Raw genomic sequence first — 21,103 nt, 5'->3', positions numbered from 1 at the left:
CCGCCACCGCGATCGCGACCCCCTTCCCCGAGGAGCAGCACCGTCATGAGACGCCCCAACCGCCTGACGATCACCGCGGCCGTCGCCGCAGCAGCAGCCCTGGTGCTGACCGGCTGCTCGGGTGGGGGTTCGTCCGACGACGGCGCCGAGGGCACGGCGAAGGGCGGCACGCTCAACATCCTGACGCCGCAGACCTCGTTCCACCTCGACCCCGCGACCAGCCAGAGCCTCGGCATCACGTCGCTGGGCCTCGTCGCCCGACGGCTCACCACGTGGGACGTCGAGCCGGGCAAGACGGCGAAGGTCGTCCCCGACCTGGCGACCAACACCGGGGTCTCGAGCGACGACGGCAAGACCTGGACCTACACGCTGAAGGACGGCGTCGAGTTCCAGGACGGCACGCCGATCACGACGAAGGACATCAAGTGGGGCATCGAGCGCTCGTTCGCGCCGACGCTGAGCGGTGGCCTGAGCTACCACAAGTCGCTCCTGGTGGGCGGTGCCGACTACAAGGGTCCGTTCGACGGCGAGTCGCTCGACAGCATCGAGACCCCGAACGACAAGACCATCGTCTTCAAGCTGAACGACGCGTACGGCGACTGGCCGTGGCTCGCGTCGATGCCGGCCTTCACGCCGGTGCCCGAGGGGGACGGCAAGGACACCGGCGCCTACGACCTGAAGCCGGTCGCGTCCGGTCCGTACCAGGTGCAGTCGAACACGCAGGGCTCGCAGGTCACGCTCGTCCGCAACGAGAACTGGAGCGCGAAGACCGACGAGGTCCGCACCGCCGGCCCGTCGAAGATCGTCTTCAAGGAGAGCCAGGACCAGTCCACGGCGACGCAGACGCTGATCGCGGACAACGGGGACGCCAAGAACTCGTTCGGCGCCATCTACCTGGGTGCCGCCGAGCTCAACCAGGTGCGCAGCAACCCGGCAGCTCAGGAACGCCTGGCCACGTCGAAGGCCGGCCCGATCAGCTACATGGCGATCAACACGCAGCGCGGTGACCTCAAGGACCTCAAGGTCCGCCAGGCGCTGCAGTACGCGGTCGACCGCAAGTCCTTCCGGATCGCCGCCGGCGGTGCGATCGCCGGTTCGTACGCCTCGACGCTCATCACCCCGGGCATCGCCGGTCGCCAGGACTACGACCTGTACGAGACGAAGGCCACGGGCGACGTCGACAAGGCGAAGCAGCTGCTCAAGGAGGCCGGCGTCACGGGCCTGAAGCTGACCCTCGTGACGCAGAACGACCCGACCTACCTCGCCCAGGCCCAGGCGCTGCAGTCCGGCCTGAAGCGCGCTGGCATCGCCGTGACGCTCAAGCCGCTCGACTACGACTCCTTCACCCAGGCGACCACCAACGGCACCGACTTCGACCTGTCGCTGTCGAGCTGGCAGCCGGACTTCCCGAGCGCGAACGCCAACCTGCAGCCCCTCTACGACTCGTCGCAGATCGGCGGCGGTGGCTACAACGTCTCGAAGTACAGCAACCCCGAGGTGGACGCCCTCATCGCGAAGGCGAGCTCCACGGTCGACCAGGACGACGCGCAGAAGCTCTGGGCCCAGGCGGACCAGAAGATCATGGCCGACGCCCCGGTCGTGCCGCTGATCTACGCGAAGCAGTCCTTCCTCGCCGGTTCGAGCGTGCAGAACTTCCAGATCGCGGACTTCCCCGCGTACCCGAACTACCTCAAGGTCTCGCTCGAGCAGTGACCGAACCGATCCTGCAGGTCGAGGGGCTCCGCGTCGCGTTCGGTGACGCGGAGCCCGTCGTCCGTGACGTCTCCTTCGACCTGACGCCCGGCCGGGTCCTCGCCCTGGTGGGGGAGTCCGGTTCGGGCAAGTCCGTCAGCGCCATGAGCGTGCTCGGGCTCCTGCCGCCGCAGGCCTCGGTGTCGGGCAGCGCCCGGTTCCGTGGCGAGGAACTCATCGGTGCCGCCGTCGAGACGGTCCGCGCTGTCCGCGGTGCGGGCATCGGCGTGGTGTTCCAGGAGCCGATGAACTCCTTCACGCCGGTCCTCTCGATCGGCACGCAGATCGCCGAGGCCGTCCGGGCACACCCGACCGGGCTCGACCGCGCCGGGGTCCGGGCACGCGTCGACGAACTGCTCCGTGACGCCGGCCTCACCGACCCGGAGCGCATCCGGAAGGCCTACCCGCACGAACTGTCCGGCGGCCAGCTCCAGCGCGCGATGATCGCGATGGCCCTGGCCGGCGACCCGGTCGCACTCTTCGCCGACGAGCCCACGACCGCGCTCGACGTCACCGTGCAGGCCGGCATCCTCGACCTGCTGCGGCGGCTCGGCCGCGAGCGTTCCCTCGCCGTGCTGCTCATCACCCACGACATGGGCGTGGTCGCGGACGTCGCGGACGACCTGCTGGTGCTGCGCCGCGGCGACCCGGTCGAGCACGGCACCGTCGCCGAGGTCTTCGCCCACCCGACCGCCGACTACACGCGCGAGCTCCTGGCGGCCGTCCCCAGCCTGGAGGCCCGCCCCGCGTCCGACGAGCCGCTCGCGTCGACCGAGACTCGGCCTGCCGGACAGGATGCGGCCTCCGAAGGCCGCGATCTGTCCGCAGCGGCGAGTCTCGGACGGGCGCAGGCGGGCCCAGCAGCGGCGAGCCGCGCCTCCCGACAGTCCGTGGCGCGCCTGCGCGACGTCGCCGTGCGGTACTCGCGCCGAGGCGGACCGACCGTGTCCGGCATCGACCTCGACCTGCACGCCGGCGAGACCGTCGGCCTGGTGGGCGAATCCGGTTCCGGCAAGTCCACGATCGGGCGCGCGCTCGCGGGCCTGGTGCCCGTCGTCGCCGGCTCGGTCGAGGTGGACGGCAGCGACCTGCGCACCGCTCGCGGACGACGACTGCGCGAGCTGCGCAGTCGGGTCGGCATCGTGTTCCAGGACCCGGCGTCGTCGCTCAACCCGCGACAGACCATCGGCTGGAGCATCGCGGAACCGCTGCTCGTGCACGGCAACGACGCCGCCGCCGACCGAGCCGAACGGGTCCGTGAACTCCTGACCGCCGTGCAGCTCGACCCGACGTGGGCCGAGCGGTTCCCGCACCAGCTGTCCGGCGGCCAGCGGCAGCGCGTCGCCGTCGCGCGTGCGCTCGCACTGCGCCCGGCACTCGTCATCGCCGACGAACCGACCTCGGCACTCGACGTGACGGTGCAGGCCGCCGTGCTCGACCTGCTCGCCGGGTTGCAGCGGGAGTTCGGCTTCGGCATGCTGCTCATCAGTCACGACCTCGCCGTCGTCCGCCAGCTCGCCGACCAGGTGATCGTGCTGCGCGACGGCCGGGTCGTCGAGCGGGGGAGCACCGACGCCGTGCTCGACGACCCGCAACAGGACTACACGCGCATGCTCCTCGCCGCAGCACCCGTCGCCGATCCCGTGCGACAGGCCGCTCGCCGCGAGGCGTGGCGCGCGTGGGAAGGAGTGGCCTCGTGACGGCCAACGTCGTCGACCGACCGGTCGCACCGTCCGGCCGCACGACCGGCTTCCGGGCCGTGGTGCGACGCGTCCGGCAGGACCGCTGGGCGGTGGCCTCGGCCGTCGTCATCGCGGTGTTCCTGGTGGTCGCCGTGGCGGCCCCGCTCATCGCGAAGGCGTCCGGGCAGGACCCGTACTCGTACGACATCGACGCGCTCAACTCGTTCGGTGCACCCCGGGGCGCCGGCGGCGGCATCAGCGGCGAGCACTGGTTCGGCGTCGAACCACTGACCGGGCGTGACCTGTTCTCGATCGTCACGTACGGTGCACGGACCTCGCTCGGCATCGGACTCGCCGCGACCCTGGTGTCGATCGTCATCGGCGTGCTCGTCGGCGTCACGACCGGGTTCTTCGGTGGCTGGTACGACCGGGTGCTCTCGCGGGTCGTCGACGTGATCTTCGGGTTCCCGTCGCTCGTGTTCATGATCGCCCTCACCGCGATCGTGCCGTCGACGTTCCCGAAGCCCGTGCTCGTCGTGCTCGTCATCGGGTTCTTCGGCTGGCCGGCCGTGGCCCGTGTCGTGCGGGGGCAGACGCTGTCGCTCGTCAGCCGCAACTACGTCGTCGCCTCCACCGCGATGGGCGCCGGGCGCTGGCACGTCATCCGCACGCAGCTGCTGCCGAACCTCGCCGCGACGATCACCGTCTACGCCACCATCTCGATCCCGTCGATGATCGGCGCCGAGGCCGCGCTCTCGTTCCTGGCCGTCGGCGTCAACCCGCCGACGCCGTCGTGGGGTCGCAGCATCGGCGACGCCATCGGCTGGGTGCAGACCGATCCCATGTACCTCGTGTTCCCCGGAGCCGCACTGTTCCTCATCACCCTCGCCTTCAACGTGCTCGGTGACGCTCTGCGCGACGCCCTCGACCCGCGAGGGGGCACCGCGTGAACGCTGCCACCCTGCGGTTCCTCGCGATCCGCGTGCTCGGGGCCGTCGTCGTGCTGCTCGTCGTCGCGGCCATCACGTACGCGCTCTTCATGCTCCTGCCGACCAACCCGGCGCGGGCGATCTGCGACAAGCCCTGCACCGCCGACCGGTTGCGTGAGGTGCAGGCGTTCCTCGGTACCGACAAGCCCTGGCTCGCACAGTTCGGCGCCTACCTCGGCGGCATCTTCGCCGGCCGGACCTTCGGCAGTGGCAACAGCGTGATCGAGTGCGCGGCGCCGTGCTTCGGGTACTCGTTCCAGCTGCACGAGAGCGTCACCGAGCTGATCCTGGCGCGCCTGCCCGTCACCGCCTCGATCGCCGTCGGCGCCGCCGTGCTGTGGCTCGTCGCCGGGGTCTTCGGCGGCACCGTCTCGGCGCTGCGCCGCGGCACCTTCGTCGACCGGGCCGTCATGACGGTCGCGGTCGCCGGCGTCTCGTCCCCGGCGTACCTGGTCGGGCTGCTCGGCATCCTGCTCTTCGGCTTCGTGCTCGGGATCCTGCCGACCAGCGGGTACGTGGCCTTCAGCGACGACCCGGTCGGCTGGTTCACCCACCTGATCCTGCCGTGGTGCGTGCTCGCCTTCATCAGCGCTGCGATCTACGCCCGGTTGACCCGTGGTGAGATGCTCGAGTCGATGTCGCAGGACTTCGTCCGGACCGCCCGGGCCAAGGGGCTGCGCGAGCGCCAGGTCGTCGTGCGGCACGGCCTCCGGACGGCGATCCTGCCCGTGGTGACGCTGTTCGGGCTCGACCTCGGGTCGCTGCTCGGCGGTGCGGTCATCACCGAGAAGGTGTTCTCGATGCAGGGCCTCGGTGCACTGCTCATCGACGCGGTGCACACCCTCGACCTGCAGGTGGTCGTCGGCTTCACGGTGTTCTCGGCGCTGCTGATCGTCACGGCGAACGTCATCGTCGACGTGGTCTACGCATTCGTCGACCCGCGGGTGCGGCGCCGGGCGTAGGGCCGCCTCCGCTCGCGCCCCACCACGCGGGCGACGTCCGTCAGAAGTACGTGATGCCGTGCGGCGTCCGCGGCGGCAGCAGCAGCGCGCGGAGCAGCTCCACCGACGCCGGGTCCGCAGCGCGGACGAGCCCCGCGGCGGCCAACGTGACGGGGGAGACCGAGCCGATCAGCAGCGCACCGAGCTCGGCGACGTCGAGCTGGACGTCGGACCCGGCCACGTCGACGTCGTCGGCGATGCGCGTGACGGTGCCACGGGCCTCCTGGACGTCGAGGCGGTACGTGCCGGTGGTGAAGCCGAGTGCGTCGGTGACCCCGAGTGTCAGGGACCCGTCGACGGCGAACGGCCGCGAGGCCAGCACCGCCGGCACGTCGAGCACACGCAGCCAGACATGGTCCTCTTCGTGGTCGACGTCGTACGCACGGTTGTCGCCGAGCGCGGCGACGATCGGGTCGTCGAGGCGGGAGCGGTTGTACTTCACGACGTCGTTGAGGTCGACCGAGAGCAGGAACTCCCACAGGGCGGTGTAGGCCTGGTCGTCCGCGTACACCAGGTCGACGATCTCGAGCGCGGTGTCGGAACCGCGGTCCTCCTTGACGCGCCAGGTGACGTAGCCGTCGATCTCGTCGGAGCTGTCGGGACGGTGCACCGCCGCACGGACGTCCTTCGCCTTCTGCCCGTCGTGGCCGAGCAGGCCGAACGCGACCGGCCAGGTGCCGGTGTTGCGGACCATCGAGCCGGGGGTGCGGGCGTGGAACCGGTCGAAGACCGCCTTGCCCGGGCCGTCGGCCAGCCACTGCGGCGTGACGACCGACACCGTGCCGGACGTCGGGGCGAGCAGGGGGAGCGCACGCTCGCGGCGCACGTGCACGGCACGCTCGCGGATGGCGCAGCCGAAGCCGAAGCGGCGGTAGATGGTGCCCTCGGACGCGGTCAGCGACGCGACGGCGTAGCCCTCGGCGACCCCGCGCTCGAGCGCGTGCGTCATCATCCGGCGCAGGATGCCGCGGCGACGCTCGGTCGGGCGGACGGTGACCGCGGAGATCGCCTGGGTGTCGACGGAGGAGCCGTCGCCCCAGCTCAGCGCCTTGCGGAACCACGTGAAGGTGCCGGCCGGCCACGTCTCGTCGACGGACCCCGGGAACGGCTCGCGTACGTAGACCCCGAGGAACGTCTCTTCGTCGGCGATGAAGTACGACGCCATGCGGGCCGCGCCCTCGGGGTCGGGGTCGGCTTCGTGGAAGCCCATCCCGACGGCCTGCATCCACGCTGCCGTCTCGGCGTTCGGTGCCCCCTTGTCGTCCGTCCCGGGCGCGAACTCGCGCAGCTGGTAGCGGTCGTCGAATGCCTCGTTGCTCACGTCCCGACACTATCGGGACCGGGTGACGTCGCGACAGGCGCGTGGTCGGTCCGGTCGGCCTGGAGGCCCGGATCGCGTCCGGTGGACCGTGTGCCGTGTGGGGTCGGCCGGCTCAGGGCCCGTGCCCGGTGCCGCGTCAGTCGGTCGCGCCCCGCGGGGGATCGACGAGCAGCCCGACGCGGTCGTCCAGGTAGTCGGCGAGGGGGACGGCGGCGCCGGCCGTCGGGGACCACCGGACCGACGGCACGTCGTCGATGACGACGAGCACGCCCTCGGCGTCGAGCAGGGAGTCGTCGACGGGGATCGGGGCGGCGCCGTGGTTCACCGTGTCACCGGCGCTGAAGTGCCCCTTCGCGGCGGCGGCTCGGTAGGCGCGACGGACCTCGGCCGAGACCGACTGGTACTGCGACCGACCGGGTTCGGTGACGCGGGTGATCGACCCGGTGGCCCAGACGCGGCCGGCGGTCTCGGGGGACGACCCGATCAGGAGTGCCCCGACCCGCCACACCCGACCGAGGGGCCGCATCGTCGGGTCACGACGGATCCCGAGGACGGCCTTCGGCTGCACGTACTCGCCGAGTGCTTCGTCCGGGACGTCCGCGGCGCGGAGCCGTCGGGCCGCTGCGTCGAGGAGCTCCCGCGCCCGCTGCACTCCGTCCGTCACGTCCACCGAGCCTAGACCGGGTGGTGGTCGTCGTCTCGGTGGTGGTCCGTTCGACGTGGTGCGCTGCGCTGCGTCGTCCGTGGCTGGTGCCGACGCGGCGGGTGTCGGCGCGGTTGGTGCCGTCGCGGCGACGGCGTGCGGCGCTCACGAAGCCCGCGGTCATCATGACCGCCCCGTAGGTCAGGAGCACGCCGGCGACCGCGGGGACGAGCCAGCTCCGCGACCCGTTGACGATCTGGTTGACGATGCCGATCTCCGGCACGGAGTACCAGACCACGCCACGGACCTGCACGGCGGTGACCGGTGCCGGGTCGGCCTCGGCGTTGTTGTCGCCCTTGAGCACGAGAGTCCGCTCGCCGTCCGACGACGACGACACCGAGACCACGCGGTGGCTGACGACCGCGGGCTGGCCGGACACGATCTGGTAGGTGACGACGTCGCCGACCCGGATGTCGTCGATCGGGGTCGGACGGACCACGAGCAGGGTCCCCGGGGGCAGGGTCGGCTCCATCGACTGCGTCAGGACGGTGAGCGGCATCGAGCCCGTGGCCTTCGGCACGACGATCAGCACGACCGCCAGGGCAGCGACGAGCAGCAGGAGCCCGGTGCTGAGGCCGAGCACGACGGCGTGGACGACGGCGCGCCAGCCGGTGCGGGGGGTGGGGGTGCTCATGCGCCGCATCGGATCGCCGCCCCGTTGTCCTGCGTGAAGAGCGTGACCTTGCCGGTGCCCGCGACGGTGCTCGTGGGGTTGCCGGCGCTGTCGAGCACCTTGACGGTGACGGTCAACGTGCCGGAGGTGCCGGCGCTCGCGGGGACGTCCGTCGGTGCGATGGTGATGAACGCGGAGTAGTCCTGTGCCTTCTGTCCGACCGGGGTCGAGCCGACGAAGGCCCCGTACCAGGTGTCCATCGGGCGGTTCGCGGCGTCCCACCGGATCTCGACGTACCAACCGCCGTGGTCGGTGCAGACCAGCGCGGGGGTCGTGTCGACGACCGCAGCCGGGGTGGTCAGGGTGAAGCCGCCCGCCACGACGCCCGAGGTCCAGGTGCCGCTCGTGACGGTGAGGTTGACGTTCACCTTGGCGGTCGAGGCAGCCGGGGCCGACGACTGCAGGGTACTGCGCGTGCACCAGACGGCGGAGGCACCGGCGGCGAGCTTCGCGCTCATGCTCGGCAGCGACGCCCAGGTGCCGGTGACGGACCCGGAGCCCACGGCCGTGCTCGTGGTGCAGCCCGCGGTCGAGGCGACCGGCCAGGCGACGACGGTGACGGCCTTGGCGAGTGCGGTCGAGCTGCCGGACACGACGGAGACCGTGGTGGTGGCGGTGCCGGCGAGGGTGCCCGAGTCGGTCAGGGTGATCGGCTTCGTCGTCGAGGTGACGCTCGACGAGAACGCCGTGGTGAGGGCGCTCGTGCCGCTGATCGACGCCGTGACCGTGCCGACGGTGGTGCTCGCCGCGGTGGTGCCCGACGCGCTCCACAGTGCCCACGCGGCGCTCGAGGTGCCACCGACGAACACGGCGGTGAGCAGCACGGTGACGAGGAGTCGGAGGCGGCGGTTCATGCGGAGACCTGCGTTCCGGTGACGGTGAGGGTGAAGTCGGTGGTGGCACCGGCGACGGTCTGCGGGGCGTCGGCGTCGAGGTCCATCTCGAGGCACGCGATCCCGCTGACCCCGGCCGGCAGGGTGAGGGACCCGGTGCCGGTGTCGAAGGTGGCCAGCCGACCGCTCGTGCCGGTGAGTCCTGGTGCGCACTTCGCGGCCGACGACACCATCGCGAGGTGGAGCGTCAGTTCACCGGTCGCCGCCGCGACGGACGACTTCGAGGCCGTCGTCGTGACGCGCACCGACAGGGGGACCGACCCGGTGTTCCGCACCGTGAAGGTGCCGGTGGTGCTCGTGCCCGGCCCGAGGACCGCGGTGTTCATCGCCGTGGTGCTGCTGACGCTGACGGCCGCCGTGGCGGAGCGCACCGTGGTGGCCGCCGTGCTGGCGGTCCCGTTCCAGAGCGCGTACGTGCCGCCGGTGCCGAGGAGCGCTGTTCCGACCGCGACGACCAGGGCGAGCGCGACCGGCCAGACCCAGCGGTGCCGTCGGGCTGCGCGGTGGCGTCCCGTCGTCCGCGGTGTGGCGGTCATGTGCCTGCTCCTGGTCGTCGTGGTCGGTGGGGTGCGATCGGTGGATCAGGAACCGATCGCGGTCTGGGTGAGCGTGAAGGCCAGCGCGCTGAGGTTGATCGAGCCGCCCTGACCGGTGGTCGCCGACGCGGGGAGCGTCACCGTGAAGACGACCTTGACGGTCGACGTGGACGAGGACGGCGAGACCACGAAGGTGTTCGCGTTCGACGAGGACTGCACCACCGAGGCGCTCGTCGAGGTGACGGCCAGCGTCTTCGTCGTGGCGGCCAGCAGCGCGGCGTCGCCGGTGATGCTCTGGTTGGCGTAGGTCAGGTTCGCCTTGAGGTCCTGTCCGGTCGCGCCGATGTTCAGCGTCTGCGTGAACTGGAACGTGTTGCCCGGGACCATCAGGGCCTTCGTCGGGTCGATCGCGGTGGAACGACCGTTCGTGATGTCCGTCCAGGCGCCGTCGTTGTTGGCGCTCAGCGTCAGGGTGCCGGCGCTCACGGCGGACGCGGCGCTCGAGGCGCTGGCGTTCCAGAGGGCGAACGTGCCCGCACCGCCGAGGAGGAGTGCGACGCCTGCTGCGCCGGCGATGGCACCGGTGACGATCTTGTGCATGGGGAGGATCCGTTCCTGCGTGCTCGGGGCACGCTGAAGCCCACCGGGGACATTCGGGCGTCGTGTCCGGTGGGGAGGTTGTCATCGACCCAGTGGTTGGAGGGGGTCGCGGCTGACCGGTGCCGAGAGCGGTCGCCGGGCCCCGGAGCGCATGTGCTGCTGCTCGGGCGGGCTGGACTCGCTCTGGTGTCGACGTTACCTGTCCCCTAAAGTGCGGACAAGTGAGAACGATCGTTCACGTGAACCCAGAACGGGGGTCATTTTGGTCCCCGACAAGGAGGACACGTTTTGTACCCCGATTTTCTGAGCGTGCGCTTTGCGTGCGCAGAGCGATCACAGAAGGAATGCCGGTAGGCACGGCGTCGTTGCACCGTCCGGAAACGAGGAGGGCCCATGGACATCGTGCGCTGGTTGTTCGACGCGCAGATCGTCATCGGTGACCAGACGGTGCTCTGGCGCGAGGTGATCGGCAACGTCTTCGGGCTGCTCAGCGCGTTGGGCGGCATGCGTCGGAAGGTCTGGGCCTGGCCCGTCGGGCTGGTCGGCAACGCCCTGCTCTTCACCGTCTTCATGGGGGCGCTCTTCGACACCCCGAACCCCGTCAACCTGCTCGGGCAGGCCGGCCGCCAGGTCATGTTCATCATCGTGAGCATCTACGGCTGGTACCGGTGGACGCACCGCCCCGAGGACGCGACGACCGTGATCGACCCGCGCTGGGCCTCCTGGCGGACCCGTCTGCTGCTCGTCGTCGGGATGATCGGCGGCACCGCCCTGCTGACCCCCGTGTTCCGTGCGCTCGGGTCGTACGAGCCGGTGTGGAGCGACGCGTGGATCTTCGTCGGCTCGCTGCTCGCCACCTACGGCATGGCAAAGGGGTGGGTCGAGTTCTGGCTCATCTGGGTGGCGGTCGACCTGGTCGGCGTGCCGCTGCTCTTCTCCGCCGGGTACTACGCCTCCGGGCTGATGTACGTCTTCTACGGCGTCTTCACCCTGACCGGGTTCTTCGTGTGGATGCGCCAGCGGGTCCGCCCGCCGGCGGCGCCCGTGGCCGTCGGCTGACCGCCGTGGTGGCGGCGCGCTGACGCGGCGGGGAGCACGGCCCCCGCTCTGGGACGAGACAAACGGCCCGGAATGCGCTGAGATGGTCGGATGGAACCCCTGCACGGCGAACGCGTCGAGGACGACGAGTCCCTCGCAGAACGCACGGTGCGCGCGGCGATCCGCGCCTACCGGTTGCACCCGTTCGACGACGTCGACGCGGCAGTCGTCGCCGACGTCGCGGGCATCCCGCTCGAGACCGTCGAGCGGCTGTTCCCGACCTGGGACGCCCTGCTCCTGGTCACCTACGACCGGTGGTCGCAGCTGCGGGGGACCCGGCGGAAGAACCCGCCGGCGTGCACGATCGAGCACGTCCGCCTGACCCTCGCCGAGGACGTCGCGGACCCCGGGCTCGTCCGGGTGCTCGCGGGGCTGATCACCGTGGCCAGCTCGGAGTCCGGGTTCGCCGAACTGTTCCGCAAGCGGTTCGAGGAGTACGCCGAGCAGCTGACCGTCGGGCTGCAGCGTGACTTCGACAAGGGCGCGGAAGAGGCCGGCATCCCCGCCTACCAGGCAGCGACGCAGCTGCTCGCGGTCTTCGAGGGGCTGCAGATCCAGATGCTCGTCCGCCCGCACATCGACGTCCTGGTCGAGTTCGACCGTGCGGCGAACACCCTGCGCCAGGGATGGAAGCGGCACGCTGTCCCGTCGTGGGACCTCGACGAGGCACCCGTCCGCGTCTGACGCCGCGCGGCGACGACCGACGGGGTCAGCCCCGCCGCCCCCGCCACGACAACACCTGCCGCACCGTCACCTTCGACCCGTACTGCGCGACCGAGTGCCGGAACAGGTACTCCGCGAACCACAGCAGCAGCCCGGCGACGACGAACACCTCGACGATGCAGACCACCGACTCCGTCACGGTCAGGGCCCCGACGGCGTTCCGCACCATCGCGGTGATCGGCGTGAAGGTCGGGAAGTACGTGAAGAACTGCGCGACGGGCGACGTCGGCGTCGTCATCACGAAGAACGCCGCGTACAGGGGGATGATCAGCGCGAAGATCGCCGCCGACTGCAGGGCCGAGGCATCCTTGATCGACGGCACGGCGGCCCCGACGGCGACGAACAGCCCGGACGCCAGCAGCACCCCGCCGACGAGCAGCAGTGCCCCGGTCACCATCCGCCACGGGTCGACCGTCAGCCCACCGAGCTGCGACGACACCAACGGCAGGGCGACGAGCAGCCCGACCAGGCCGGGCACGACGAACACGCTGACCTGCACGAAGCCGACGAGCAGCATGGCGACGACCTTGCCGCGGATCAGGTCGCCCGCGGTCACCGTCGTCAGGATCATCTCGGAGATCCGGTTCTCCTTCTCCTCGACCACGACGGTGACCATCCGGGCGGCGAGCAGGATGACGAGCCCGAAGAACGCCGCGACGAACAGGAACGGCGGCACGACCGACAACCAGCCCGGCGCGACCCGGCCGTCGGCGTAGGTGGTGACGTCGGTGGCGGGTGGACTGCGGAGCAGCTCCACGGTCTCGGGGTCGTCGACCGAAGCGGCGACGCTCTGCTCGAGCACCCGTTCCGCCAGCGACGACCAGACCCCGTTGGCGAAGAGCCCGCGGTCGGCGGCGTCGACCCGGGTGGCCGTCGTGGACGGCGACGACGGGAACACGATGAAGGCGTCGAGGTCGCCGGACCGCACGGCGGCGCGGTCGGCGGCGGCATCGGTGGAAGGGGTCCCGCCCCACTTCGCAGCGACGGACTCCGACACCAGGCCGGACTCGTCGACGTAGTGGAACGGGGTCTTCGTGGCGGACGACCCGGACACCACGGAGTTCGTGCCGGCGGCCTGCCCGATGCCGACGAGCAGCGAGACGACCACGATGACGACCGGCAGCGCGAGGGTGCCGATCCAGAACGCGGGCTTCTTGACCGCGCGGACGAACTCGAACCGGACGACCGTGCCGAGGTTGCTCATGCCGCGGCTCCGTCCGACGACGCAGCGGCGAGGGCGTCGTGCCCGTAGACCTGCACGAAGATCTCGTCGAGCGGGATCCGGCGCATCTCGAACGAGGTGACGTGCACCCCGGCCGCGACCAGTTCTGCCAGGACGTCCGCACCGTCCGGAGCGGCGGCCCGGGTCGGGACCAGGTAGGCGACGTGCCCCTCGTGGCGGGCGAGTCGGTACAGCGGCGACTTCGGCACCGGGCCGTCGAGCCCCACGCGGGCGACGGCGCCACCGAAGGCGTCCTGCACGTCGGGCACGGATCCGTACGCGGCGGCCCGCCCGTCCTTGAGGAGCAGGATGCGGTCGCAGAGCCGCTCGACCTCGTCCATGTGGTGCGTCACGAGGACCACGGTCGCGCCGTCGGCCTTCCGTTCGTCGACCAGGTCGAGCAGGAGTCGCCGGTTCACCGGGTCGAGCCCCTTCGTCGGCTCGTCGAGGATGAGCAGCCGCGGCCGGTCCATGATCGTGATGCCGAGCTGCACCTTCTGCTGCTGCCCGCCGGACAGCTTGTCGACGCGCAGCTTCGCGCGGTCGGCGAGCCCCACCCGGGCCAGGTAGTCCATGCTCCACGCGGTCGCCTCGGCACCGCCGAGCCCGCGCAGGCGCCCGAAGTAGGTCATCACGTCGATGACGGACTCCTTGCGGTACAGCCCGCGCTCTTCGGGCAGGTAGCCGATGCCGCCGGTGGCCGGCCGGTAGGGGAGGCCGTCGATCGTCAGCGTGCCCGCCGTCGGGGTGGTGATGCCGAGCAGGGCCCGGATCGTCGTGGTCTTGCCGGAGCCGTTGCTGCCGAGCAGCCCGAACGTCTCACCGGGGGCGACGTCGAACGACAGCCCGTCGACCACGTTGCGGTCGCCGAACCGCATCACGAAGTCCTGCACGCTGATGCTCGCCCCGCTCATGCGGCGACCCTACCGGGACTTTCTTCCCAGAACGGCCGCGATGGGATGCGAGAACGGGCGTACCTGGTCGGAACTTTCGACCCAGTACGCCCGTTTCCGGCAGGTACGCCCGTTTCCGCCGGACGGGAGGCGCGGTGTCAGGTGGCACCGCGCCTCCCGTCCGTCATCCGCTCGCGCCCAGGGCGCGAGCGTCGCGTCAGGAACGCAACCAGGCCGTCCCCACGCCCGACAGGGCGCCGTCGACCACGGGGGCCGAGGCGAGCAGCAGCTCGCCGGCCGGCAGCGCGAAGGGGTCGTCGCCGAAGACCGTCACGCTGGTCCAGCCGTTCGGCCGACGGAATGCCAGCACGTCGTCACGGCCGGTCTCGATCCACTCGAGCTGTTCCTCGGACTGCAGCTGGCCTCGCAGGCCGAGCGCCTTCCGGTACAGGTTCAGGGTGGAGTCGGGGTCGGCGTCCTCGGCCTCGACGCTGGAGTCCGCGAACCACGCCGGCTGCGGCAGGTGCGATCCGTCCGGACCGAAGCCGAACGACGAGCCGGTGCGCGTCCACGGGATCGGCACGCGGCAGCCGTCACGACCGACGTCGACGCCGGGGTTGCGGAAGAACGCCGGGTCCTGGCGGTCGGCGTCCGGGATGTCACCGACCTCGTGCAGGCCGAGCTCCTCGCCCTGGTACAGGTAGGCGGAGCCGGGCAGGGCGAGCTCGAGCAGCGTGGCGGCCTGTGCGCGGCGCAGGCCGAGCGACCGGTCGAGCGCGTCCTGCGAGCCGCCGGCGAGCAGCCAGGCGCTGCCCTGCTTGTCGGTGCCACCGGCGCGGGGCGGCAGGGCGTAGCGGGTGGCGTGCCGGACGACGTCGTGGTTCGAGAACACCCACGTGGTCGACGAGCCGGACTGCTCGGCGAGGCCGAGGTTGAACTCGATGATCGTGCGGAACTGGCCGGCGTCGAAGTCGGCCTCGAGCAGGTCGAAGTTGAACGCCTGACCGAGTCCCTCGGCGCTGGCGTAGCGGGCGCGGCGGTGGGCGGGGACCCAGGCCTCGGCGACCGCGGTGCGGGCCGGCGTGTACTCGTTGAAGACCGTCCGCCACTCGGCGTAGATCTCGTGCACGTCATCGCGGTCCCAGAGCGGGTGCGTGCCGTCCTTCGGCATCTCGGCGAGCTCGGCCCAGGTGGGCAGGGTCTCGCCCAGGTCCTTCGCCAGGCCGTGGGCCACGTCGATGCGGAACCCGTCGACGCCGCGGTCGGACCAGAAGCGCAGGGTGTGCAGGAAGTCGTCGCGGACCTCGCGGTTCGCCCAGTTCAGGTCGGGCTGCTCCTTCGCGAAGCTGTGCAGGTACCACTGGCCGTCGCCGACGGCGGTCCAGGCCGGGCCGCCGAAGATCGAGATCCAGTCGGCGGGGGCGTCCTCGCCGGAAGGTCCGCTGCCGTCGCGGAACACGTAGCGGTCGCGGGCGGGGGAGCCCTTGGGTGCCGCGAGGGCCTCGCGGAACCACTCGTGCCGGTCACTCGTGTGGTTCGGGACGACGTCGACGATCACCCGGATGCCGGCGGCGTGCAGTGCCTCGACCATCCGGTCGAAGTCGTCGAGTGTGCCGAGGCGCGGGTCGACGTCGCGGTAGTCGTCGACGTCGTAGCCGCCGTCGGCCAGGGCGGACGGGTAGAAGGGGCTGAGCCAGACGGCCTCGATGCCGAGCGAGGCCAGGTACGGCACTCGCTCGGTGATGCCGGGCAGGTCGCCGATGCCGTCGCCGTTCGCGTCGGCGAACGAGCGGGGGTAGATCTGGTAGACGCTGGCCTGGCGCCACCAGGTCTCGTCGTGCGTGGTGGCGGCGGGCTGGGCGAGGGTGTCGGTCACGTCGGGCCTTTCGTGGTTCGAGGGGTTCGAGGGGTGTGTGTCGGTCGGGCCTGCGCCGGCGATCGCGGTCGGGCCCGCACCGGCGGTGTCGGTCACTTGATGGCGCCCTGGGTCACGCCGGCCATCACCCACCGCTGGGTGACGAGGTAGACGATGATCGCCGGGGCCATCGCCATCAGGTACGAGGCGAACGACACGTTGTAGTTGTTGCTGAACTGCGTCTGGAACATCTGCTGCAGCACCGGCAGGGTCTGCAGCGCCGGGTCGGAGGTGATCAGCGACGGCATCACGAAGTCGTTCCAGGACGCGAGGAACGCGAAGATGCCGACGGTGGCGCTCATCGGTGCCAGCAGCGGGAACACGAGTCGCCAGAACACCTGCCCCGTGCTCGCACCGTCGATGCGTGCACTCTCCTCCAGCTCCGCCGGGATCGACCGCAGGAAGGCCGTGAAGAGCAGCACGCTGAAGGACAGCTGGAACATGACGTGCAGGATCGCGACGCCGAGCGGGTTGTCCAGGTGCGCGAGCCCGGTGAGCTTCACCTGCGACAGCGCGAGCACCGGGAACGGCAGGAACATGGCCGCGAGCAGGTAGAAGAACGACCAGCGGAACAGCCGGCGGTCCCAGTTCCGGGCGATCGCGTAGGCCGTGAACGAGGCGAGCAGGATCGTGCCGACGACGGTGATCGCGGCGACGAACACCGAGACCGCGAAGGCCCGCGGGAAGTCCGTCAGCTGCCACGCCTGCACGAAGCCGTCGACGCTGAACGGTGCCGGCAGCGAGAACGCGTTGCCGTCGACGGCCTGGCCGGTCGTCTTGAACGCCATCGTCAGGGTGACGTACAGCGGCACGAGCACCGACAGCGCGCACAGCACGAGGACGACGGTGACGGGCCAGTTCGAACGACCCCGGCCGGCCTTGCCCGAGCCGGAGGACCGGTCGGCGTCGACGGAACGGATGCTGCCGGTCGCGGTGGTCCCCGGTCGCAGGGGTGCTTGCAGGGACATCAGAGCGCTGCCTTCCCGCGGGTCGCCCGCAGCTGGATCACGGCGATGACGACCGCGATGACGAAGAAGATCGTGGCGTTCGCCATCTGGTAGGCGTAGTCGCCGCCGTTGAAGCCCTTGAAGATCGACATCGCGACACTGGTGGTCGAGGTGCCGGGGCCGCCGTCGGTCAGGCCGACGATGATGTCGTACGAGTTCAGGAAGTTCTTGAACCCGATGACCAGGTTGATCAGGATGTAGCCCGCCGTCAGCGGTGCGGTGATCGAGACGAGCTGCCGCCAGGCGCTGGCACCGTCGAGGGCGGCTGCCTCGTACACCTCGCCGGGGATCGAGAGGACGCCGGCGATGTAGATGAGGAGCGTCGACGGGATCGCCTGCCAGGCCGTGACGACCACGATCGCCAGCCAGGCCAGGTCGGGGTTCGCCAGGATGCTCTGCTCGAGCGGCCCGAAGCCGATCGCGGTGGCGAAGGCCGGCAGGCTGTTCGCGAACAGGAACGAGAACACGTAGGCGATGACGATCCCCGAGATCACCATCGGCAGCACGAACACCGCACGCAGCGCGATCTTGCCGCGGATCTTCGACGTCAGCGCGATGGCGAGCAGGAACGCGATCGCGTTCACGACGATCACGGTGACGAGCGAGAACCCGAGCGTGAACAGGTACGCCTGCAGGATCGCGGGGTCGGAGAACACCGCGACGTAGTTGGTGAGCCCGGTGAAGCGGAACTCGCCGAAGCCGACGGAGTTCGTGAAGCTCAGCACGATGCCCATCACAGCCGGCAGCGTGATGGCGAGCGTGAAGAGCACCAGGGTGGGCAGCAGGAACGCCAGGAAGAGCGGGTCGACGCGGGGCTTGCGTCGTCCGTTCCGTCCTCCGGCCTGGAGGCCCGTGGCGGCTCCGCCACGGCGGCGGCGGTCCGCCGTCGTGATGGATTCGGTGGTCGTGGTTGCCATTCGGACGTCTCCTTACGCGGCCGTGCGGAGCGCGAGACGCGCCCAGTCGGCGTCGAGGGTGCGGAGCTGGCGCTGCGGGTCGCCGCCGAAGGCGATCGACTGCGCGTAGTTCGCGACCGGGATCTCGGCGGGGATGAGCTGCGAGGCGCCGAGGTAGAAGGCTGCGTCGTCGTAGTACGACTGCATGCCACGGAGGGCGGGGTTCGACGCCGGGGGAGCGTCCTTGCGCACTCCGAAGCCGTTGTTGTCCGCGTTGTACTCGTCGTTGACCCGCTTGGACATCAGGAACGACAGGAACTCGCGGGCGGCCTCCTGCTTGCGCGACGCCTCCGGGATCCAGAGCGCGAGGTCGACGTTCACGCGCACCTTCCGGTCGGCCGGGTCGTCGGTGACGGGCAGCGGGAAGGTGCCGAGGTCCATGTCCTTCGTGGTCTTGGCGATCTCGCCGAGGGCCCACGGTCCCTGCAGGTACATGCCTGCCTTGCCCTGGGCGAAGGCGAGGTTGCCGTCGCCGTACCCGCGGCTCGCTGCGCCGTCCTGGTGCCAGGCGCGGAGCTGCACCATGCGCTCCATCGGCTTCCGCAGGTCGCGCTCGAACGAGACGGCGGATCCCTTGCCGACGTTCGTGCCCTCGCGGCGGAGTGCCTCGAAGGTAGCCGGGGTGTCGATCATGCCGCCGATCGAGTAGTCGAACATGCCCTGGGCGATCGTCCAGTTGTCCTTGAACGTGCCGTAGATCGGCGCGATCCCGGCCCTGGTCAGGCGCTCGCACACGTCGGCGAACTCGCTCCACGTCGTCGGGACCTCGAGCCCCTGCTGCACGAAGAGCGCCTTGTTGTAGATCACCGACGCCGCGGTCACCGAGTACGGCAGGGCGCTCTTCCGGCCGGGGTAGTCGGCGGTCTGCTCCATGAGCGGCCACAGGTCGGGGTTGATGGTGTCGGCCTGCGGCAGGTCGGACAGGTCGGTCAGCGCGCCGTGCTCGACGAACGGCACGACCGAGAAGTTGTAGTTCCAGCAGCCGAGGTCCGGCGGCCGGTTCCGCACGAAGTTCGCGGACATGCTCGAGGTCGAGTCGCGCACGACCCGGACCTTCGACTGGGTCTGGTGGAACTGCGCGATGACGTCGTCGAAGTAGCCGATGACCTCGGGCTTCGACACGTAGAACGTGATGGTCTCCGGCTTGGCGCTGGAGGACCCGATCGGGGCGCATCCGGCGAGCGCGAGCCCGCTTGCGATGCCGCCCGCTCCGAGCAGGAACCCGCGTCGGCTGACCGATGCTGCGCTCCTGGCGGTGGCGTGTGCTTGCACGTCGTCTCCGTCCGTCCGGACCCGGCGTCCCTGCCGTTCCGTCCCGCGGGTGGCTCCGATGCCACCCGCGGAACTAAATGTAGCGAGAAAATCTAATTCCGCAAGGAACTCGTCGCGCGATAGGGTCACGACATGCCGCCACCCCGTGGAACGAGCGCAGAGACGCTGCTCGCGTACGCCTTCGACTCGTCGGCGTTCACCGCGACCGAGGCGATCGACGCCACCGGCCTGACCCGGTCGACCGTGCTGGGGGCGGCCGAGGAACTCGTGCGGCTCGGCTGGCTCCGCGAGCTCGACGACGCCCGCGCCGCGGGGGAGTACCGGATGGGACGCCCCGCCCGCCGCTACGAGCTCGACACGGTCGCCGGGGTCGTCGTCGGTGTGGACGCCGGCCAGCACCGGGTCACGGCCTTCGTCGCCGACCTGCGCGGCACGGTGCTGGGTCGTGCCGAGGGCACGCTCGGTGAGTCGGGCCTCGACGTGCCCGTGCGGCTCGGGGTCCTCGCCGACACCGTGGCCGCCGCACTCGCCTCGGCCGACGTCGACCGCGCCCGGGTCCTGGTCACCGTCGTGGGCATCCCGGCACCGGTCGACGCCGCCGGTGCCTCGCCCGATGACGGCGGCTTCTGGGTCCGGATGAACCCGGGGTTCGTCGACGCCGTGCCGGACGGGCGGGTGCTCGTCGAGAACGACGCGAACCTCGCCGCGCTCGCCGAGCGGCCGTCCTCGGGTGACGCCTCGTTCGCGGCGCTGCTGTCCGGCGAACGCTTCGGCGCGGGACTCGTCGTCGACGGGGTCCTGCTGCGCGGTGCCCACGGCGGTGCGGGCGAGATGCGGGTGCTCGAACTCGTCGAGGGTGTCGGCTCGTCCGACGGCATCGGCGCCGTCGCCCGCGCCTTCGTGGCCGACGCCGTCGCCGCCGGGCACATCCCCGCGGACTCCGCGCTCGCCGCCGACGCCGCCCTGGTGTTCGCGGCCGCACGGAGCGGTGATCCGGTCGCGCGCACCATCGTCGACCGCCTGGGGGACCGCCTGGCCAGGGTCTGCATCCTGCTCGCGAGCCTGCTCGACATCGACCGCGTGGTGGTCGCCGGCGCGATCGCCCAGCCCGCGGTCGCCGTCATCGACCGCGCGCGTGACCTGCTCGCGAAGGGGCACTTCGACCCGGTGCCCGAACTCGTCGCGTCCTCGCTCGGGGCCGACGTCGTCGTCATCGGGGCCGTGGCCCACGCGGTCGACGCGGTGCGGGCCGACCCGCTGGCGTTCGCGCTCCGCCCCATGCTCGCATCATGACCACGCGGCGCACCGGGTTCTTGCAGATCTGACAGGATCTCGTGGTGCACCGTCTCCGATCCCTCCCGATGCCCGTGTTGTTGCCGGTGCTCTTCCTGTTCGCGGGCGGGATGTGGTTCGGGATCGGGCTGCTCGTCTCCCCTCGAGACATCTCCTTGCTCGGGCGGGCGATCGGCACGGTCTTCTACGCCGGTGCGATGACGGCGTTCTTCGGCGTATGGATCAGCAAGGCTCGTCGGCGAGCCGGCGGCGCGACGGAGTTGACGGACGTGCAGCGCGGTCTGAAGCGCGGCGAGGTACCCGAGGGCGCTGATCTCGCCACGTGGTCCGCGACGGTCGACGAGCACCACCGACAGTTGCGGCGGAGCCGGTGGTTCGGGCCGGTCGTCTTCGGGGTGATGGTCGTCCTCGCCATCTGGCTCGCCCTGACCTCGACGCCCTGGTGGTGGTTCGGGGTGGCGTTCTTCGTCGGGTTCTTGCTGTTCTCGGTGATCACGACGCCCCGCGCGCTCGCGAAGGCCGAGGTCGTGCGCGAGGAACTCCGTCGCCGTGCGAACGGGCTCTGACGCGAACC

The 21,103-nt window shown here is 70.9% G+C and carries 20 protein-coding genes; 8 read left to right on the top strand and 12 right to left on the bottom strand.

Features of this window, described 5'->3' with window-relative positions; all coding sequences use genetic code 11:
• The first annotated feature begins 45 nt into the window (after positions 1–45).
• From DEJ27_RS14630 to DEJ27_RS14615, 4 genes are read left to right on the top strand one after another with little or no spacing between them, the layout of a single operon-like run.
• Positions 46–1,713, top strand: coding sequence for an ABC transporter substrate-binding protein (locus DEJ27_RS14630; protein WP_111091272.1), 1,668 nt, complete (start codon positions 46–48; stop codon positions 1,711–1,713).
• Entirely contained in the window at positions 1,710–3,452 is a 1,743-nt protein-coding gene (locus DEJ27_RS14625; protein WP_111091271.1) for an ABC transporter ATP-binding protein, read from the top strand. Before DEJ27_RS14630 ends, DEJ27_RS14625 begins: the two co-directional genes overlap by 4 nt.
• Entirely contained in the window at positions 3,449–4,384 is a 936-nt protein-coding gene (locus DEJ27_RS14620) for an ABC transporter permease (protein ID WP_111091270.1), read from the top strand. Before DEJ27_RS14625 ends, DEJ27_RS14620 begins: the two co-directional genes overlap by 4 nt.
• Positions 4,381–5,385 (top strand): ABC transporter permease, encoded by a 1,005-nt coding sequence (locus tag DEJ27_RS14615; protein WP_111091269.1) that lies wholly within the window; start codon positions 4,381–4,383, stop codon positions 5,383–5,385. The genes DEJ27_RS14620 and DEJ27_RS14615 overlap by 4 nt, the downstream gene beginning before the upstream one ends.
• Positions 5,386–5,425: 40 nt before the next feature.
• Here DEJ27_RS14615 and DEJ27_RS14610 read toward each other — a convergent pair whose 3' ends face one another.
• From DEJ27_RS14610 to DEJ27_RS14585, 6 genes are all read right to left on the bottom strand, one after another.
• Positions 5,426–6,745, bottom strand: coding sequence for a GNAT family N-acetyltransferase (locus DEJ27_RS14610; RefSeq protein WP_111091268.1), 1,320 nt, complete (start codon positions 6,743–6,745; stop codon positions 5,426–5,428).
• Between the two features lie 136 nt (positions 6,746–6,881).
• Positions 6,882–7,313 carry a hypothetical protein gene (locus DEJ27_RS14605; RefSeq protein ID WP_110862330.1) on the bottom strand — a complete coding sequence of 144 codons (432 nt, stop codon included), beginning with the start codon at positions 7,311–7,313 and terminating at the stop codon, positions 6,882–6,884.
• Positions 7,279–8,082, bottom strand: a complete 804-nt coding sequence (locus DEJ27_RS14600; protein ID WP_258369962.1) for a signal peptidase I — start codon at positions 8,080–8,082, stop codon at positions 7,279–7,281. Before DEJ27_RS14600 ends, DEJ27_RS14605 begins: the two co-directional genes overlap by 35 nt.
• Positions 8,079–8,975, bottom strand: coding sequence for a hypothetical protein (locus DEJ27_RS14595; RefSeq protein WP_110862328.1), 897 nt, complete (start codon positions 8,973–8,975; stop codon positions 8,079–8,081). The genes DEJ27_RS14600 and DEJ27_RS14595 overlap by 4 nt, the downstream gene beginning before the upstream one ends.
• Entirely contained in the window at positions 8,972–9,550 is a 579-nt protein-coding gene (locus tag DEJ27_RS14590) for a TasA family protein (RefSeq protein WP_111091267.1), read from the bottom strand. The genes DEJ27_RS14595 and DEJ27_RS14590 overlap by 4 nt, the downstream gene beginning before the upstream one ends.
• 45 nt (positions 9,551–9,595) lie before the next feature.
• Positions 9,596–10,150, bottom strand: a complete 555-nt coding sequence (locus DEJ27_RS14585; protein ID WP_110862326.1) for an alternate-type signal peptide domain-containing protein — start codon at positions 10,148–10,150, stop codon at positions 9,596–9,598.
• A gap of 393 nt (positions 10,151–10,543) precedes the next feature.
• Between DEJ27_RS14585 and pnuC the strand changes: the two genes are divergently transcribed.
• Both pnuC and DEJ27_RS14575 read left to right on the top strand, forming a co-directional pair.
• On the top strand, positions 10,544–11,209 hold the full coding sequence (pnuC, locus tag DEJ27_RS14580; protein WP_111091266.1) for a nicotinamide riboside transporter PnuC: 666 nt from the start codon (positions 10,544–10,546) through the stop codon (positions 11,207–11,209).
• Between the two features lie 90 nt (positions 11,210–11,299).
• Positions 11,300–11,932, top strand: a complete 633-nt coding sequence (locus tag DEJ27_RS14575; RefSeq protein ID WP_110862313.1) for a TetR family transcriptional regulator C-terminal domain-containing protein — start codon at positions 11,300–11,302, stop codon at positions 11,930–11,932.
• Positions 11,933–11,957: 25 nt separating this feature from the next.
• On the opposite strand, the gene DEJ27_RS14570 is transcribed toward DEJ27_RS14575, so the two are convergent.
• From DEJ27_RS14570 to DEJ27_RS14545, 6 genes are all read right to left on the bottom strand, one after another.
• A complete protein-coding gene (locus DEJ27_RS14570; RefSeq protein WP_111091265.1) occupies positions 11,958–13,175 on the bottom strand; it encodes an ABC transporter permease in 1,218 nt (405 codons plus the stop codon).
• Positions 13,172–14,107 carry an ABC transporter ATP-binding protein gene (locus DEJ27_RS14565; RefSeq protein WP_111091264.1) on the bottom strand — a complete coding sequence of 312 codons (936 nt, stop codon included), beginning with the start codon at positions 14,105–14,107 and terminating at the stop codon, positions 13,172–13,174. The genes DEJ27_RS14570 and DEJ27_RS14565 overlap by 4 nt, the downstream gene beginning before the upstream one ends.
• A gap of 196 nt (positions 14,108–14,303) precedes the next feature.
• Positions 14,304–15,962 carry a glycoside hydrolase family 13 protein gene (locus tag DEJ27_RS14560; RefSeq protein ID WP_111091281.1) on the bottom strand — a complete coding sequence of 553 codons (1,659 nt, stop codon included), beginning with the start codon at positions 15,960–15,962 and terminating at the stop codon, positions 14,304–14,306.
• A 92-nt stretch (positions 15,963–16,054) separates the two neighbouring features.
• On the bottom strand, positions 16,055–16,969 hold the full coding sequence (locus tag DEJ27_RS14555) for a carbohydrate ABC transporter permease (protein WP_027466185.1): 915 nt from the start codon (positions 16,967–16,969) through the stop codon (positions 16,055–16,057).
• Positions 16,969–17,925 (bottom strand): carbohydrate ABC transporter permease, encoded by a 957-nt coding sequence (locus tag DEJ27_RS14550; RefSeq protein WP_110862310.1) that lies wholly within the window; start codon positions 17,923–17,925, stop codon positions 16,969–16,971. The genes DEJ27_RS14555 and DEJ27_RS14550 overlap by 1 nt, the downstream gene beginning before the upstream one ends.
• A 12-nt stretch (positions 17,926–17,937) precedes the next feature.
• Positions 17,938–19,236, bottom strand: coding sequence for an extracellular solute-binding protein (locus DEJ27_RS14545; RefSeq protein WP_111091263.1), 1,299 nt, complete (start codon positions 19,234–19,236; stop codon positions 17,938–17,940).
• A gap of 132 nt (positions 19,237–19,368) precedes the next feature.
• Here DEJ27_RS14545 and DEJ27_RS14540 point away from each other — a divergent pair, with 132 nt between their 5' ends.
• Both DEJ27_RS14540 and DEJ27_RS14535 read left to right on the top strand, forming a co-directional pair.
• Positions 19,369–20,529, top strand: a complete 1,161-nt coding sequence (locus DEJ27_RS14540; RefSeq protein WP_111091262.1) for an ROK family protein — start codon at positions 19,369–19,371, stop codon at positions 20,527–20,529.
• 44 nt (positions 20,530–20,573) lie between these two features.
• Positions 20,574–21,095, top strand: coding sequence for a hypothetical protein (locus DEJ27_RS14535; protein ID WP_146238597.1), 522 nt, complete (start codon positions 20,574–20,576; stop codon positions 21,093–21,095).
• Positions 21,096–21,103: the final 8 nt, after the last annotated feature.

Source organism: Curtobacterium sp. MCPF17_018 (assembly GCF_003234135.1).
Classification (GTDB): domain Bacteria; phylum Actinomycetota; class Actinomycetes; order Actinomycetales; family Microbacteriaceae; genus Curtobacterium; species Curtobacterium flaccumfaciens.
The sequence above is the reverse complement of the archived record's forward strand: the minus strand, read 5'-3'. Positions and strand labels throughout refer to the sequence as shown.